10 protein-coding genes are annotated in these 14,994 nt (G+C 68.1%); 5 read left to right on the top strand and 5 right to left on the bottom strand.

Annotated elements, in window-relative coordinates:
• Position 1 precedes the first annotated feature (1 nt).
• Positions 2–544 (bottom strand): ATP-dependent protease subunit HslV, encoded by a 543-nt coding sequence (gene hslV / locus ACUJ46_RS11555; RefSeq protein ID WP_445390642.1) that lies wholly within the window; start codon positions 542–544, stop codon positions 2–4.
• Positions 545–714: 170 nt separating this feature from the next.
• Here hslV and ACUJ46_RS11550 point away from each other — a divergent pair, with 170 nt between their 5' ends.
• Positions 715–1,830 (top strand): DUF2157 domain-containing protein, encoded by a 1,116-nt coding sequence (locus ACUJ46_RS11550; protein WP_445390641.1) that lies wholly within the window; start codon positions 715–717, stop codon positions 1,828–1,830.
• Positions 1,827–2,333 (top strand): GDYXXLXY domain-containing protein, encoded by a 507-nt coding sequence (locus ACUJ46_RS11545; protein WP_445390640.1) that lies wholly within the window; start codon positions 1,827–1,829, stop codon positions 2,331–2,333. Before ACUJ46_RS11550 ends, ACUJ46_RS11545 begins: the two co-directional genes overlap by 4 nt.
• Here the strand turns inward: ACUJ46_RS11545 and ACUJ46_RS11540 are convergent.
• Entirely contained in the window at positions 2,330–3,796 is a 1,467-nt protein-coding gene (locus tag ACUJ46_RS11540) for a lipopolysaccharide biosynthesis protein (protein ID WP_445390639.1), read from the bottom strand. The two genes, ACUJ46_RS11545 and ACUJ46_RS11540, sit on opposite strands and share 4 nt — an antisense overlap.
• A gap of 70 nt (positions 3,797–3,866) precedes the next feature.
• On the opposite strand from ACUJ46_RS11540, the gene ACUJ46_RS11535 reads away from it, so the two are divergent.
• The gene (locus tag ACUJ46_RS11535; RefSeq protein WP_445390638.1) at positions 3,867–5,207 is read left to right on the top strand and encodes an MFS transporter; all 1,341 of its coding nucleotides are present in this window, start codon (positions 3,867–3,869) and stop codon (positions 5,205–5,207) included.
• Positions 5,208–5,214: 7 nt separating this feature from the next.
• Here the strand turns inward: ACUJ46_RS11535 and ACUJ46_RS11530 are convergent, their stop codons facing one another.
• Positions 5,215–6,306, bottom strand: a complete 1,092-nt coding sequence (locus ACUJ46_RS11530) for a diguanylate cyclase (RefSeq protein ID WP_445390637.1) — start codon at positions 6,304–6,306, stop codon at positions 5,215–5,217.
• Between the two features lie 157 nt (positions 6,307–6,463).
• Between ACUJ46_RS11530 and acnA the strand changes: the two genes are divergently transcribed.
• Positions 6,464–9,148, top strand: coding sequence for an aconitate hydratase AcnA (gene acnA, locus ACUJ46_RS11525; RefSeq protein ID WP_445390636.1), 2,685 nt, complete (start codon positions 6,464–6,466; stop codon positions 9,146–9,148).
• 149 nt (positions 9,149–9,297) lie between these two features.
• Here acnA and ACUJ46_RS11520 read toward each other — a convergent pair whose 3' ends face one another.
• Both ACUJ46_RS11520 and ACUJ46_RS11515 read right to left on the bottom strand, forming a co-directional pair.
• Positions 9,298–10,056 carry an alpha/beta hydrolase gene (locus ACUJ46_RS11520; RefSeq protein WP_445390682.1) on the bottom strand — a complete coding sequence of 253 codons (759 nt, stop codon included), beginning with the start codon at positions 10,054–10,056 and terminating at the stop codon, positions 9,298–9,300.
• 17 nt (positions 10,057–10,073) lie between these two features.
• The gene (locus ACUJ46_RS11515; RefSeq protein ID WP_445390681.1) at positions 10,074–12,344 is read right to left on the bottom strand and encodes an NADP-dependent malic enzyme; all 2,271 of its coding nucleotides are present in this window, start codon (positions 12,342–12,344) and stop codon (positions 10,074–10,076) included.
• 52 nt (positions 12,345–12,396) lie between these two features.
• On the opposite strand from ACUJ46_RS11515, the gene mutS reads away from it, so the two are divergent.
• Positions 12,397–14,988, top strand: a complete 2,592-nt coding sequence (gene mutS / locus ACUJ46_RS11510) for a DNA mismatch repair protein MutS (protein WP_445390635.1) — start codon at positions 12,397–12,399, stop codon at positions 14,986–14,988.
• Positions 14,989–14,994 lie beyond the last annotated feature (6 nt).

The raw sequence follows: 14,994 nt of genomic DNA, 5'->3' as shown, positions 1-14,994 counted from the left end.
ATCAAAGGGTTTCCACGGTCAGCTGGTCGTTGGTGTAGACGCAGATGTCGGCGGCAATCCGCATCGACCTGCGGGCGATGGCCTCGGCGTCGAGCGGCTGGTCGGCCAGCGCCCGGGCGGCCGCCAGCGCATAATTGCCCCCCGAGCCGATGGCGGCGATGCCGTCATTGGGCTCGAGCACATCCCCGGTGCCGGTCAGGATGAGGGTTGCCTCGCTGTCCGCGACGATCATCATCGCCTCAAGCCGCCGCAGGTAACGATCCTGCCGCCAGTCCTTGGCGAGTTCGACGGCGGCGCGTGTCAGCTGGCCGGGAAAACGTTCCAGCTTGGCTTCCAGCCGCTCGAACAGGGTGAAGGCATCGGCGGTCGAACCGGCGAAGCCGCCGATGACCTTGCCATCGGCCCCCAGCCTTCGAACCTTGCGGGCATTGGGCTTGATCACCGTCTGGCCCAGCGACACCTGACCGTCGCCGGCCACCACAACCTTGCCGCCCTTGCGCACGGACAGGATGGTCGTGCCGTGCCAGGTCTGAACTTCGCTCATGCGGGAAGCATGCCTTTCCATATCGGGCCGCATCGGCCCTTTTCTTCCTATCGGGTTCCACATGTAGGAACGCGGCGGCGCGATGAAAGGCCGGGATTTGCCCGTGGGGCGAACAGGCCGGTGGCGCGGCCCATATGGACGAGCCTCCGGGAAGCAGGCATGCAAGCCCGATGGCACTTGAGCGCAATCTGGCCCGCTGGGTGGATGCGGGGCTGATCAACCCGGCCACGGCCGACGGCATCCGCGCCTTCGAGGCCGGGCGCGAGCGGCCGACCGCCCTGTGGGCGATCGCCGGGCTGGGCCTCTTCGCCCTCGGGCTTGGCATCATCCTTCTTGTTTCAGCCAACTGGGACCGCATCCCCGACGGGCTGAAGCTCGGCCTGCACATGGCGCTTCTGGCGGGTGCTGCGGCCACCCACTGGATAGCCCGACGGGATGCCCGGCGCTGGCTGGCCGAAGGGTCGCTCTTCCTGTTCAGCCTCCTGACACTGGCGGGAATCGCGCTTCAGGCCCAGGTCTATCAGCTGGCAGGCCCACTCTGGCATGCACTGCTGCTGTGGCTGGCGCTTGCGGGGCCGGCGCTGCTTCTGGGCGGCGCCACGAGGCTCACGGGGCTGCAATTTTCCGCCATGGCGCTTTTCGGCCCACTGGCCATGGCCGTCGACACGATCGACCGCGGCGGCCCCTGGCTTCTGGCGCAGGGGGCGGCGATGGCCGTGCCGTTGCTGCTGCTTCTGCTCGCGCTCGACCGCTGGCGGCTTCAGCCGGCCTTCCGCGCCGCCCTGCGCGAAGCCGGCATCGTGCTGACACTGGCCGGCGCCAGCATCGCCCATTTCGCCTGGGCCTCCAACATCACCTCCGTGCAGGCGCTCGACAATGCGGCAAGGCTGCTGCCCTTGCTGGCGGTCGCGCTCGCCGGGCTTTTGCTGGCGCGCGGCGGGGGAATCCCCCGGTCGCTCATCCTGCCAGTCTTCCTCGGCCCTCCAGTCGCCCTCGGCCTTGCGCTGGCCATCCCCCACCCCGATCACATGGCCAGCCGCCTCCTCGGCATCATCGTCTATGCGCTGATGTGGGCGGCCGTGGCGCGCGGGGCATCGGCAAGCGGATGGTCAACCCTGTTCGCCACCGCCGTCGCCGCCATCGCGCTGCGCATCTTCATCATCTACGTCGAACTGTTCGGTTCACTGGCGGCCACTGGCGGCGGGCTGGTGACAGGGGGCCTGCTGCTGATCGCCCTTGCCTGGGGCTGGCGCAGGATCGTGCGCGAGGAAAGGGTCAGCCCGTGAACCGCCGGACGCTCGCAACCCTGCGCCTGATCGCCCTTGTGCTGCCCATCCTGGCCCTGGGTGGCGCGCTGTGGCAGCATGAAGCCCAGCTTGGCGCGGCGACACTGTGGCGCATACTCGTGGGCGGCTACGACCCGCGCGATCCCTTGCGCGGCCGCTTCATCCAGTTCGCCTATCAATGGGATCTTCGCGGCGATGCGGGCCCCTGCGAACGGCCGGGCGGCTGCCAGCTCTGCCTGTCGCGCGAGGGCGGGCGCGTTGTCGCCACCATCGCAGCGCCCGGCGCTGCCTGCCGGCACCGCGTGAACCCCGATCTTTCGGCCATGGATCTGCGCCCGGCCTTCCGCGAAAACGAGCAGCCGGCCTTTACAAGCAGGATCTTCGTCTCCGAATCAAGCGCGCCAGCGCTTGAACGCCAGCTTCTGGACGGGCCGATGGTGGTGGTTGCCGCCCTCACGCCCGATGGCCGGCTGGTCAGCCGCCGGCTGGAACCGCAGGGCTAGCGCCGGCCGAAAAGCGCCCGGTCCTCCGGGCCGAAGCCCCAGCGCCACATGACCAGCCCGAACAGGATGAGCACGCCGGGAATCGTCGCCAGCATCTGCCACAGTTCGGGCAGGGCGCGGGCCGCATAGCCATAGCCGAAGGCAAGCGCGCCCGCCGCCAGAAGCGACCAGCGCCAGAAGGTTACCGAAGCCCCCAGCGCGCGGCGCAGCAGGATCTGCCGGGCAATCGCCGCAGCCAGAAGCGCCACGAGAAGCGCCGCCGCCGCCCCGGCGCCGCCATGCAGCGGCACAAGCACAAGGCTGAGCACGGCCTGCAACGCCAGCCCGCCCACGGCCACGGCAAGGTTGAGCTTGGGCCGGGCGTAGATCAGCGCCATTTCGGCAACGCTTCCATTGGCGGCGGCCAGTTCAGCCGTAAGCAGCAAGGCCAGGACGAGGGCGCCCGCCGCGAATTCGGGGCCGAACAGGCCCAGCACCCCCTCACCCGGCAGCCCGAGCGCCAGCACCACGGGGATCTGGAAGGCCAGCACCCAGAAACCCACCTGCCGCACATGGGCGGCCGCTTCGTCGGGCCGCCCGGCCTTGAGCGCGGTGGACAGCATCGGCGCAAGAATGGGGTCGAAGCTCATGCGGATACGGCCCGCCAGCGTCGCCACCTGCTGCGCGACAAAATAAAGGCCCACCACTTCCGGCCCGGCAAAACGGCCCAGAACGAATATGTCGAGCCGGCGTGTCGCCCAGTCCACCAGATCGGCGCCGGCCAGCGGCAGGTTGCGCACGCCCATAGCCCAGAGCCGCGAGGCCGAAAGGCGCCAGCCCCGTGGAACCCCGAACTGCCTGATGGCCGGCGCCACCGAAGCAATCGCCGCCGCCGCCAGCGAAATGGCAAAGGCGATCAGCAGCCCGCCGGGCTTGAGAAAAGTGAAGGCGAGCCCCGTGCCGACCAGCGTGAGAACCCATGGCTCGATCACCGAACGCGCCTGCACGGCCACCCCGATGCGGTGCCGGAAGGCCAGTGCCGCAAGGCAGACATCGGAAAGCAGGATGGCCAGCACAACCAGAGCCAGAAGTGGCTCGGCGGCATGGCGGATGCCATCCGGAAACATGAGAACGGGAAGGGCGATCAGCAACAGGGTCGCCGCCAGCCCCAGCAGCAGGGCGAGCGCCAGGGCATCGGCGACGACATGCGCCTCGGGCCGGCCGCTACGCGCCATCTCGCCCGAAAGGCCGCGCTTCAGGCCAAGGGTCGTCAGCTGGGCGGCGAACTCGACCACCATGGTGGCATAGGCGAATCGGCCGAGATCCTCCGCGCCGTAAAGGCGGGCGCCAAGGACAAGGAAGGGAAAACGGGCCGCCAGCCGCAGCAGGAAGCCGGCGAAATTGGTGCGCCCGCCCCGCGCGAGTGCAGCCGCACCCGAAGGCGCGTTTCCAGCACTTTGACTAGCTTCGCCGGTTTCGGCCATGCCTGCCCCTAGCGCCGTGCAACGGGCTGGGGCAAGCTTCGCTGCGGGAGAGACATTTCAGGGAGGAAGCATGGGCGTCCGATTGCGTACGCTGCTGGCATGGTGCGCACCCTGCCTGCCAGTGGCAGCGCTCAGCCTGCCGCTGGTCGTCTATCTGCCACCCTATTATGCCGGCACCCTCGGGCTGCCACTGGCAACGGTCGGCTTCCTTTTCGCCCTTGTGCGCATCGTCGACATCCCGCTCGACCCGCTGCTCGGCGCCCTGATGGACAACAGCCGCACGCGGATCGGCCAGTTCCGGCCATGGATCCTCGGCGGTGCCGTCTTTCTGGCGCTCGGCGTCTGGATGCTGTTCATGGCAAAGCCCGGCGTCAGCGCCGGCATGACCTTCCTGTCTCTGTTCACCCTCTATTTCGGCTTTTCCTGCATATCGCTGGCGCAAACGGCCTGGGGCTCCCGCCTCTCGACCGATTATGCCGAACGCGCGCGCATCTTCGGATACTGGACCGCCCTCAACGTCTTCGGATCGATTCTCGTGCTCGTGATTCCGCCCCTGGTGAACCAGCTCATGCCAGGCTCGGGGCCGGCGGCCGGGATACATGCCATGGGCTGGTACATCCTTGCGGCCATACCGCTTGCCGCGCTCGCCGTCGGCCTGTTCGTTCCCGAAGGGGAAGCACCGGTGGGCGAGCATCGCGTGCGCATGGCGGACGTTCGCGGCGTCCTTTCGGATCCCCGCATGCGCCAGCTTCTGCTTGCCGACCTGCTCCTGTCGCTGGCGCCCGGCCTCACCGGGGCGCTCTTCGTCTTCTTCATCACGCAGGTGCGCGGAATTCCGCTCGAAACGGCGTCCGGCATCATGCTGCTCTATTTCGTGGCCGGACTGATCAGCGCGCCGCTCTGGATCCATGCGGCCCGGCGGTTCGGCAAGCACAGGGCAACGGCGGTTGCCGCCATCTGGTACGGGCTCGTCCAGATTCCGGTCGCCTATGGCCCGGCCGACAATGTCCTGGTCTTTTCACTCATCCTGATCGTCGCCGGCATGCCGCTGTCCGCCTCGGGCTTCCTGCTGCGCGCCATGCTTGCCGATCTCACCGATGCCCAGACCCTCGACAGGCAGCAGGAAGGCAGGGAAGGCGCGGACACCACCGGTCTCAATTATGCGATCCTCACCGCGACAGCGAAGCTGGGCTTCGCCGTGCCCGTGGGCCTCACCTACCCGCTGCTCGGCCTCATCGGCTTCGACCCGAGACCCGATGCCGCAAACACGCCCGAGGCGATCGCCGGGCTCACCCTGATCTTCGTCGTGCCGCCTATCCTGATCGGTTTCGCGGCCGCCTATGTGATCTGGCGCTGGCCGATCACGGCCGATGCCCATGCCGCGATCCGCGCCCGGCTGGCGGCCGCATGACAGATGGTCATTCAGCCGTCCGTTCGGGATAGACCCTGTCCCGCCCGGCCCGCTTTGCGGCATAGAGCGCGGCATCGGCCCGGTCGAACAGCGTGTCTGGGCTGTCATCAGGGCGCAGTGCGGCGACACCGGCCGAAAAGCAGAGCCTGCCGAGGCTGACGCCATCCGAGGCGCGCCGCAGGATCTGCCGCGCCATCAGGTCGCGCGCCTGGTCCATGGCGGCCGTCGCCTCCGCCAATGCGAGGCCCGGAAGCAGCACTAGAAACTCCTCCCCGCCATGACGGCCGGTCACGGCGCCCTCGCCCGCGGTCTCGCGGGCACGGGCGGCCAGGTGCGCACCCACGCATCGCAGCACCTCGTCGCCGATGGCATGGCCCCACTGGTCGTTGAAGCGCTTGAAATGGTCGATATCCACCAGCGCGACAGACAGGGGTGCGCCGCGCGCATCCGCCTGGACGGCGGCGCGCTTCATGGCCTCGGCAAGGCCGCGCCTGTTGGGCAGGCCCGTCAGCGGATCGGTGCGGGCGCTGCGCTCGGCGCTTTCCAGCCGGTCGAGCAGGCGGCCGGTCTGGTGGCTGGCGGCCCGGATCTCGGCGGCAAGCCGCCTGTTGGCAGCCATCATCACCGCATTGGCCCGCCGCAGCCGCTGTACCGCTTCAGCAAGAGCCTGCGCCGTGAGGGAAGCGGCAATCAGGCTGTCCTCGGCCGCGATTCTCTCGTCATAGGCACGGATGTCGCTCTGGCCGCGGCTCAGCCGGTCGGCAAGCTGCAGGGCGCTGCCCTGCGTCGCTTCCACAAGCGCCATCATTTCGGCGCCGGCAATGTCGCCAAGATGGATGCGGCGCAGCGCCATCACCCGTTCCGCCGTCAGCCGGCCCTCGTCCAGCATGGCCTCCAGCTCGCGCGAGAGGGCGGGCGCCCCGCCGCCCAGATGCAGCCAGAAGAGTTCGTAGGTCTGCGGGTCCGGCGGCAGGCCCGTTTCCGCGAACAGGGCGCGGATCGCGTCATAGCGCGCAAGGCCCGGGTGGCCGCCATGGCCCTGCCAGTCCGCCTGCCGGTCGGCGGCTCGCACCGCTTCCGGGCGAAGTCCCTGTTCCATGTGCCTTTCCTCGCGCATCTTCGCCCCGCCGCCGCATGCCTCGGGGGCGATGCGACTGAACGGCCGCCGCCGCCGCAGATTAAGCCGATGCTTGCCGCACGGGGTGCGGCGTTCTAGGAGCGGCAGGGACATTCCAGGATCACGAGGACCATAAGACATGACCGCGATCGGACAGGACACACTCGGCACCCGCGCCACCATCGAGGTGGAAGGCAAGCGCTATGATTATTACAGCATCCCCGCCGCCCAGGCGAAGATCGGCGATGTCTCGCGCCTGCCCTTCTCGATGAAGGTGCTGCTGGAAAATCTTCTGCGCTTCGAGGATGGAACGACCGTCACGGTCGAGGATGTGAAGGCCATTGCCGACTGGGCGAAGGAGCGCCGCTCCGACCGCGAGATCCAGTATCGCCCGGCCCGCGTGCTGATGCAGGATTTCACCGGCGTTCCCGCCGTCGTCGATCTTGCCGCCATGCGCGATGCCATGGCGCAGCTTGGCGGCGACCCGCAGAAGATCAACCCGCTCGTCCCCGTCGATCTCGTGATCGACCACTCGGTCATGGTGGACGAATTCGGCACGCCGCAGGCCTTCGAGCATAATGTCGAGCTGGAATATGCCCGCAACATGGAACGCTACGAATTCCTGCGCTGGGGTTCGACCGCGCTTCGCAACTTCCGCGTGGTGCCGCCGGGCACCGGCATCTGCCACCAGGTGAACCTTGAGTATCTGGCGCAGACCGTGTGGGTCTCGCAAGCGGCAGACGGCGCCGAGATCGCCTATCCCGACACCCTCGTCGGCACCGACAGCCACACAACCATGGTGAACGGCCTCGGGGTTCTGGGCTGGGGCGTGGGCGGAATCGAGGCCGAAGCCGCGATGCTCGGCCAGCCCGTCTCGATGCTCATTCCCGAAGTCGTCGGCTTCCGCCTGACGGGCATGCTCGCCGAAGGCGTTACCGCGACCGACCTCGTGCTCACCGTCACGCAGATGCTGCGCAAGAAGGGCGTTGTGGGCCGGTTCGTCGAATTCTACGGCCCCGGTCTCGATGCCCTCACGCTGGCCGACCGCGCGACCATCGCCAACATGGCCCCGGAATATGGCGCCACCTGCGGCTTCTTCCCGGTGGACAGCAAGACACTCGACTACATGCGCCTCACCGGCCGCGACGATCACCGCATCGCCGTCGTCGAAGCCTATTGCAAGGCGCAGGGCATGTGGCGCGATGCCTCCACGCCCGATCCCGTCTTCACCGACACGCTCGAACTCGACCTCGGCTCGGTCCAGCCCTCGCTCGCCGGCCCGCGCCGCCCGCAGGACAGGGTGCTGCTCGGCCAGGTGGACGAAGCCTTCGAAGCCGAGCTTCTGGGCTCCTATGGCAAGGCGGAAAACCCCGATTTCCGCGTGCCCGTGCAGGGCGCCGCGCACGACATCGGCCATGGCGACGTGGTGATCGCCGCCATCACCAGCTGCACCAACACGTCCAACCCCAATGTGCTGGTCGCCGCCGGCCTCGTCGCCCGCAAGGCGCGCGCCCTAGGCCTCGATCGCAAGCCCTGGGTCAAGACCAGCTTCGCCCCCGGCTCGCAGGTGGTGACGGATTATTTCAACAAGTCCGGCCTCACCGAGGACATGGACGCGCTGGGCTTCAACCTCGTCGGCTATGGCTGCACCACCTGCATCGGCAACTCCGGCCCGCTGCCCGAGCCGATTTCGCAGGCGGTCAACAAGAATGACATCGTCGCCGCATCGGTGCTGTCGGGCAACCGCAACTTCGAAGGCCGCGTCTCGCCCGACGTGAAGGCGAACTATCTCGCTTCCCCGCCGCTCGTCGTGGCCTATGCCATTGCCGGCACCATCCGCTCCGACATCACCGAAACCCCGCTCGGCAAGACGCCCGACGGCCGCGACGTCTATCTCAAGGACATCTGGCCGACGAACCAGGAAGTCGCCGAAATGGTGCAGGGCGCCGTCACCCCGGCGATGTTCCGCGAGCGTTACGCGAATGTCTTCCAGGGCGACAGCCACTGGCAGGCGATCCGCGTGACCGGCGGCGACACCTACAAGTGGAATGCCGGCAGCACCTATGTGCAGAACCCGCCCTATTTCGAGGGCATGACCATGACGCCCGCCGCCGTCACCGACATCGTCGGCGCCAAGGCGCTCGCGCTTCTGGGCGACAGCATCACCACCGACCACATCAGCCCCGCCGGCTCGATCAAGCTGGACAGCCCCGCCGGCCAGTATCTGACCGACCGGCAGGTGCCCAAGGCCGAGTTCAACAGCTATGGCGCACGGCGCGGCAACCATGAAGTCATGATGCGCGGCACCTTCGCCAACATCCGCATCCGCAACCGCCTTGCCCCCGGCACAGAGGGTGGCGTCACCACCTATCTGCCCACCGGCGAGGTGATGCCGATCTACGACGCCGCCATGAAGTACAAGGAAACGGGCACCCCGCTCGTGATCCTCGCGGGCAAGGAATATGGCACCGGCTCCAGCCGCGACTGGGCTGCCAAGGGCACCAACCTGCTGGGCGTGCGCGCCGTGATCGCCGAAAGCTTCGAGCGCATCCACCGCTCGAACCTCGTCGGCATGGGCGTGCTGGCGCTGCAGTTCCCCGAGGGCCAGTCGGCGGAATCGCTCGGCCTGAAGGGCGATGAAGCCTTCACCATCGAGGGGGTCGCGAACCTGAAGCCGCGCCAGACGCTGACGGTGAAATACACCCGCGCCGACGGCAGCAGCGGCCAGTTCGACGCGCTGTGCCGGATCGATACCGAAAACGAGATCGACTATTTCTACGCTGGGGGCATCCTGCCCTACGTGCTGCGGAAACTCGCGGCCTGATGCAGCCGGCCGGGCGCAAGCCCGGCCAGCCTTTCACGCTGGAAACAGAAGGGCGCGGTCTTTTCGCAAGACCGCGCCCTTGTTTTCGAGCAGAATTTTCAAACAGGCCCGCACGGCCCATCGGCCACGACAGGCGGCAATGGGGGCTTTCAGCTCAGGCTTGCCATGAAGCGGGCGATGGCCGCCGCAAGCCGCGGGCGCACCGCATCGTGGAACAGCCAGTGGCCGACACCGGCCCATTCCTCGAAATCGACCGTCGCGCCGGCATTGGCAAGGCGCCGGGCGGTGCGGCGCGAGACTTCGGGCGGCACGATCCTGTCGGCGCTGCCGGTAAGGACAAGGGCCGGCATGCGCAGCCGGTCATAATCGACGCGCGCACCCCGCTCCTGGTCCAGCAATGGGGAGGCCATCTGGGCGAGCACGGCGCCCGAATCCCATGTCAGTTCGGCCAGCGCCGGCAGCACCTCTTCCTCGGGCACGCCGTTGAAAACGCCGAATCGCGCCCGCGCCTCGTCGATCAGGGTCGGCTTGCGCCACCAGCCCCATTCGCCCATCACCCCACGCAGGGTGCGGAACGCATCGAGCGTCATTGCCGAAGTCTCGGCCGAGGGCGCGGAAGAGAGCAGGATCAGCCCCCTGGGCTGCACCTTCACCGACAGCAACTGCGCCAGAAGCCCGCCCATGGAATGGCCCAGTATGACGGGCTGCTCGCCGAGTTCGGCAACACTGCGCTCAAGCGCCGCCACATAATCGCCAAGCCGCAGCCGGCCCAGCGCCGCCGGCGGCGGGCTGCCCGGCGGCAGGTCATGGAAAGGCAGGGTGACAGCCGCACTGCGGATCCCGGCAGCATCCAGTTCGGCGCGCAGCGTCGAGAAGGTGGAGGGGCGGCTCCACATGCCATGGATCATCAGCACCGGCGGCATGGCTATTGCACCACGCCCGAAGCAGCCAGCGCCGCCAGAGTCACGAGATCGGTTGCGCCCGAAGTCATGGGCGCGATCTGCACCGCCTTCGACATGTTCATCAGCACCGGCCCGATGACCCGGCCGCCACCCAGTTCCTTCAGCAGCTTGGCGGCGATGTTGGCCGATTGCAGGCCGGGCATCACCAGAACATTGGCGGGGCCGGTCAGGCGGTTGAACGGATAGACGGCCGTCATGTCGCGGTTGAGCGCGACATCCACCGACACCTCACCTTCATATTCGAAGCCGGGGCGCATCTCGTCGAGAATCCGGACGGCCTCCTGCAGATGCGCGAGGTAGGAACCGGGCGGGTTGCCGAAATTGGAATAGGAAAGGAATGCCACGCGCGGTTCCATGCCCAGCCGCCGGGCGGCGCGGGCGGTGCCGACAGCGATGTCGGCCAGCTGTTCGCCGGTGGGGCGCTCATTGACGGTGGTGTCGGCGATCAGGAAGGTGCCGCCGCGCCCGGTGTAGATGTGGAAGCCATAGGGCGTATGGCCGGGCAGCGGATCGACCGCGAGGCTCACCTGCGAGAGCACGTGCCGGAAATGCCGGGTCACGCCCGAGACCATGGCGTCGGCTTCACCCATTTCGACCATGAGGGCGGCAAAGACGTTGCGCTCGTTGTTCACCATGCGCTGCACGTCACGCAGCAGATAGCCCTTGCGCTGAAGCCGGGCATAGAGCCGATCCACCATCTCGGGCACGAGCGGGCTCTTGGCGCTGTTGTAGATGGGGTAATTCTCGATGTCGGTCACGCCGATGCGCCGGAAGCCTTCGAGAATCGGCTCTTCGCGGCCAACCAGAAGCGGCTCGCCATAGCCTGAGGTGCGGAAGGAAACGGCCGCGCGCAGCACCACTTCCTGCTCGCCCTCGGCGAAAACCACACGGCGCGGCCGGGCGCGGGCGGCCTCGAAGCTGGCGGCCAGCGCCGAGGAGGCCGGGTTGAGCCGGGCGCGCAGCTGCAGCTTGTAGGCATCCATGTCGAAGATCGGCTTCTGCGCCACGCCCGAATCCATCGCCGCCTGCGCGACGGCGGCCGGCACCTGCTCGATGAGGCGCGGGTCGAACGGGGCGGGAATGATGTATTCCGGCCCGAACACACGGCTGCCGCCATAGGCCGCGGCCACTTCGTCAGGCACGGATTCGCGCGCCAGTTCGGCGATGGCGTGGGCGGCGGCCACCTTCATTTCCTCGGTGATCTTGGTGGCGCGCACATCGAGCGCACCCCGGAAGATGTAGGGGAAGCCGAGAACATTGTTGACCTGGTTGGGATAATCCGACCGGCCGGTGGCGATGATCGCGTCACTGCGAACGGCCTTCACCTCCTCGGGCGTGATTTCGGGATCCGGGTTGGCCATGGCGAAGATGATCGGCCTGTCCGCCATCGAGGCGACCATCTCGCGCGTGACGGCGCCCTCCACCGAAAGCCCGAGGAAAACATCGGTGCCCACCATGGCCTCGGCCAGGGTACGTGCATCGGTGCTGACGGCATGGGCCGCCTTCCACTGGTTCATGCCTTCGGTGCGGCCCTGCCAGATCACGCCCTTGCTGTCGCACATGATGACATTGTCCGAAGCCACGCCCATCGCCTTCAGCAATTCGGTGCAGGCAATGGAGGCCGCACCGGCGCCGTTGACCACCACCTTGATGTCGCGGATGTCGCGGCCGGTCAGGTGCAGGGCGTTGAGCACGCCCGCGGCCGCGATGATGGCGGTTCCGTGCTGGTCGTCGTGGAAGACGGGGATGTTCATGCGGGCGCGCAGTTCATCCTCGATGATGAAGCATTCCGGCGCCTTGATGTCCTCGAGGTTGATGCCGCCGAAGCTCGGCTCCATCAGCTCGACTGCATCGATGATGCGCTGGACATCCTCTGTCTTCAGCTCGATGTCGATCGCGTCCACATCGGCGAAGCGCTTGAAGAGCACCGCCTTGCCTTCCATCACCGGCTTCGAGGCAAGCGCCCCCAGGTTCCCCAGCCCGAGGATGGCCGTGCCGTTGGAGATGACGGCCACGAGATTGCCCTTGATGGTGTAATCATAGGCGGTGGCGGGATCTTCGGCGATGGCGAGGACCGGCACCGCCACGCCAGGCGAATAGGCGAGGCTCAGGTCGCGCTGCGTGGCCATGGGCTTGGAGGCGATGATCTCGAGCTTGCCCGGCCTTTTCGCCGAATGGAAGATCAGCGCCTCCCTGTCCGAGAACTGCGGCCGCTGTTCGGAACTCTCGCTCATCACCACCTCGCTCTTGTATTCCAGACCCGTTCCGGGCTGATAGGCGCGGATCATGACTACGGCAACGCCCACTCCGATGATGCAGCAATATCTCGCCCTCAAGGAAGAGGCCGGGGCAGCGCTGCTGCTCTTCCGCATGGGGGATTTCTACGAGCTTTTCCTCGACGATGCCGAGGTCGCTGCGCGCACGCTCGACATCGCCCTCACCCACAGGGGCGAGCATCTGGGCCAGCCGCTTCCGATGTGCGGTGTTCCCGTCCACAGCCACGAGGCCTATCTCGCGCGGCTGGTGAAGGCGGGCTTCGCCGTTGCCATCGCCGAGCAGACGGAAGACCCGGCAGCGGCGAAGAAGCGCGGCGCAAAATCGATCGTGCGCCGGGCGATCGTGCGCATCGTGACGCCGGGAACGCTGACCGAGGAGCGGCTGCTCGACGGTCGCCGCGCCAACTGGCTGGCGGCCGCCCTGCCCGCCGGCGCGGAAACGGGCCTTGCATGGGCCGACATCTCGACAGGTGATCTCTGGCTGGCGGCCATTCCGGCCACGGCCCTCGGCGACGAGCTTGCCCGAATCGGCCCGGCCGAACTGCTGTGGCCCGAGGAGACCGCTGGCGCGCCGCCGGCTGCCACCGCGCTTTCCCGCCGGCTGTTCGACAGCCAGGCCGCCATGCGCAACCTCTCCCAGAGGCTCGGCGTCGCGACACTGGATGGCCATGGGGAATTCCCGCGCGCGGCACTCGCTGCTGCCGGCGGCCTCATCGCCCATATCGAATCGACCGCGCGCGGGGCCGCCGTCAACCTGAGGCCGCCGCGCCTGCATAGCGCCGGCGCCGTCATGGCGATCGACGCATCGACAAGACGCAGCCTCGACCTTGTGGAAGGCCCGGCCAGCCTGTTCGCCGCCATCGACCTGACCGTGACCGGCCCCGGCGCCCGCCGGCTTTCGGAGGATCTCTCGACCCCGCTGGCCGAAGCCCGGGCCATCGAAGACAGGCTGGACCTCGTGCAATGGCTGCTGGCGGACGGGCGACTGCGCGCCGATGTGCGCGGGCAGTTGAAGGGCACGCCCGATCTTGCCCGCGCCCTCGGGCGAATCGCCGCCGGACGCGGCGCCCCGCGCGATCTCGTGGCCCTGCGCACGGGGCTGGCTGCAGCCGAAAGCCTGGGGGCAGCCCTCGACACGGCAGCCGGATCGGGGGCGCCCATTGCCCTGAAGCCGCTGCGCGAAGGGCTGCGCCCGCCGGCTGCCCTGCTGGCGCATCTGCGCGCCGCGCTCGCGGAACAGCCCCCCGCCACGCGTGGCGAAGCCGGCGTGATCGCTGCCGGCCATGACAGCACGCTCGACGAGCTGCGCCTCCTTGCGCAGGACAGCCGCGCCGCGCTGGCGGCGCTGGAAGCGCGGTTGCGCGACAGCAGCGGAATCGCCCAGCTGAAGATCCGCCACAACAATGTCATCGGCTATCATGCCGAAGTGCCAAGCCGGCTGGCCGACCCGCTGATGGCCAGCCCCCTCTTCTTCCACCGCCAGACGCTTGGCACCACCATGCGATTCGATACGGAGGAACTGCGCGGCCTTGCCAGCCGCATTTCCCAGGCGCAGGCCCATGCGCTGGCGGCAGAAGCCGCCCATGTGGAAGAGATGGAGGCGATGGCGACGGCCGAGGCCCGTGCCATCGGCGCCGTTGCCGAAGCGCTTGCCGCCCTCGACCGGTCGGCAGCGCTTGCCGAGCTTGCCTCCCGCGAAGGGTGGTGCCGCCCCCGGCTGACCGACGGCCGCGATTTTCATGTCGTGGCCGGGCGCCACCCGGTGGTGGAAGCGGCGTTGAAGGCGGGCGGCAAGGCCTTCGTGCCCAATGACTGCCAGCTCGAGGGGGAAGCCCGCGTCTGGCTGGTGACAGGTCCGAACATGGGCGGGAAATCCACCTTCCTGCGGCAGAACGCCCTCATCGCCATTCTGGCGCAGGCGGGAAGCTTCGTGCCTGCGGCAGAAGCGCGCCTGGGCCTCGTCGACCGGCTCTACAGCCGTGTCGGCGCATCGGACAGCCTGGCCGAGGGGCGCTCGACCTTCATGGTCGAAATGGTCGAAACGGCGGCCATATTGAACGGCGCCAGCGACCGCTCGCTGCTGCTGCTCGATGAAGTGGGCCGGGGCACTGCCACCTGGGACGGCCTGGCCCTCGCCTGGGCGATCCTGGAGGCGATCCACGACAGGATCGGCGCGCGCTGTCTCTTCGCCAGCCATTATCATGAACTCTCCGCGCTCGACCGCCGGCTCGACGGCCTTGCACTGCGCACCATGGGGGCACGGCAATGGCAGGGCGACCTCGTCTTCCTGCATGAAGTGCAGGCAGGGGCGGCGCCGGGCAGCTTCGGCCTCGATGTCGCGCGGCTCGCCGGGGTTCCGGCCGATGTGCTTGCCCGGGCGGGCGAAATCCTCGCCCGGCTGGAAACGGGCGAAGCCGGGCGCAACGCCCGCGACGCGCTGGCGGACCTGCCGCTCTTCGCGGCCACCGCCCCGCCACCGGCGACGCCACCTGCCGACCCGCTGCGCCAGCGGCTGGCCGAAACCCACCCGGACAGCCTCAGCCCGCGCGCCGCTCTCGATCTCGTCTATGAACTGAAACGGCTGGCCGAAGCAGGGGGCTGACAGGTT

Source organism: Sandaracinobacteroides sp. A072, assembly GCF_052616365.1.
The sequence above is the reverse complement of the archived record's forward strand: the minus strand, read 5'-3'. Positions and strand labels throughout refer to the sequence as shown.

Excerpts from the sequence above, each read along its gene's own strand:
- hslV (WP_445390642.1), bottom strand. The coding sequence starts at position 544 with ATGAGCGAAGTTCAGACCTGGCACGGCACGACCATCCTGTCCGTGCGC.
- ACUJ46_RS11550 (WP_445390641.1), top strand. The coding sequence starts at position 715 with ATGGCACTTGAGCGCAATCTGGCCCGCTGGGTGGATGCGGGGCTGATC.
- ACUJ46_RS11540 (WP_445390639.1), bottom strand. The coding sequence starts at position 3,796 with ATGGCCGAAACCGGCGAAGCTAGTCAAAGTGCTGGAAACGCGCCTTCG.
- ACUJ46_RS11535 (WP_445390638.1), top strand. The coding sequence starts at position 3,867 with ATGGGCGTCCGATTGCGTACGCTGCTGGCATGGTGCGCACCCTGCCTG.
- ACUJ46_RS11530 (WP_445390637.1), bottom strand. The coding sequence starts at position 6,306 with ATGGAACAGGGACTTCGCCCGGAAGCGGTGCGAGCCGCCGACCGGCAG.
- acnA (WP_445390636.1), top strand. The coding sequence starts at position 6,464 with ATGACCGCGATCGGACAGGACACACTCGGCACCCGCGCCACCATCGAG.
- ACUJ46_RS11520 (WP_445390682.1), bottom strand. The coding sequence starts at position 10,056 with ATGATCCATGGCATGTGGAGCCGCCCCTCCACCTTCTCGACGCTGCGC.
- ACUJ46_RS11515 (WP_445390681.1), bottom strand. The coding sequence starts at position 12,344 with ATGAGCGAGAGTTCCGAACAGCGGCCGCAGTTCTCGGACAGGGAGGCG.
- mutS (WP_445390635.1), top strand. The coding sequence starts at position 12,397 with ATGACTACGGCAACGCCCACTCCGATGATGCAGCAATATCTCGCCCTC.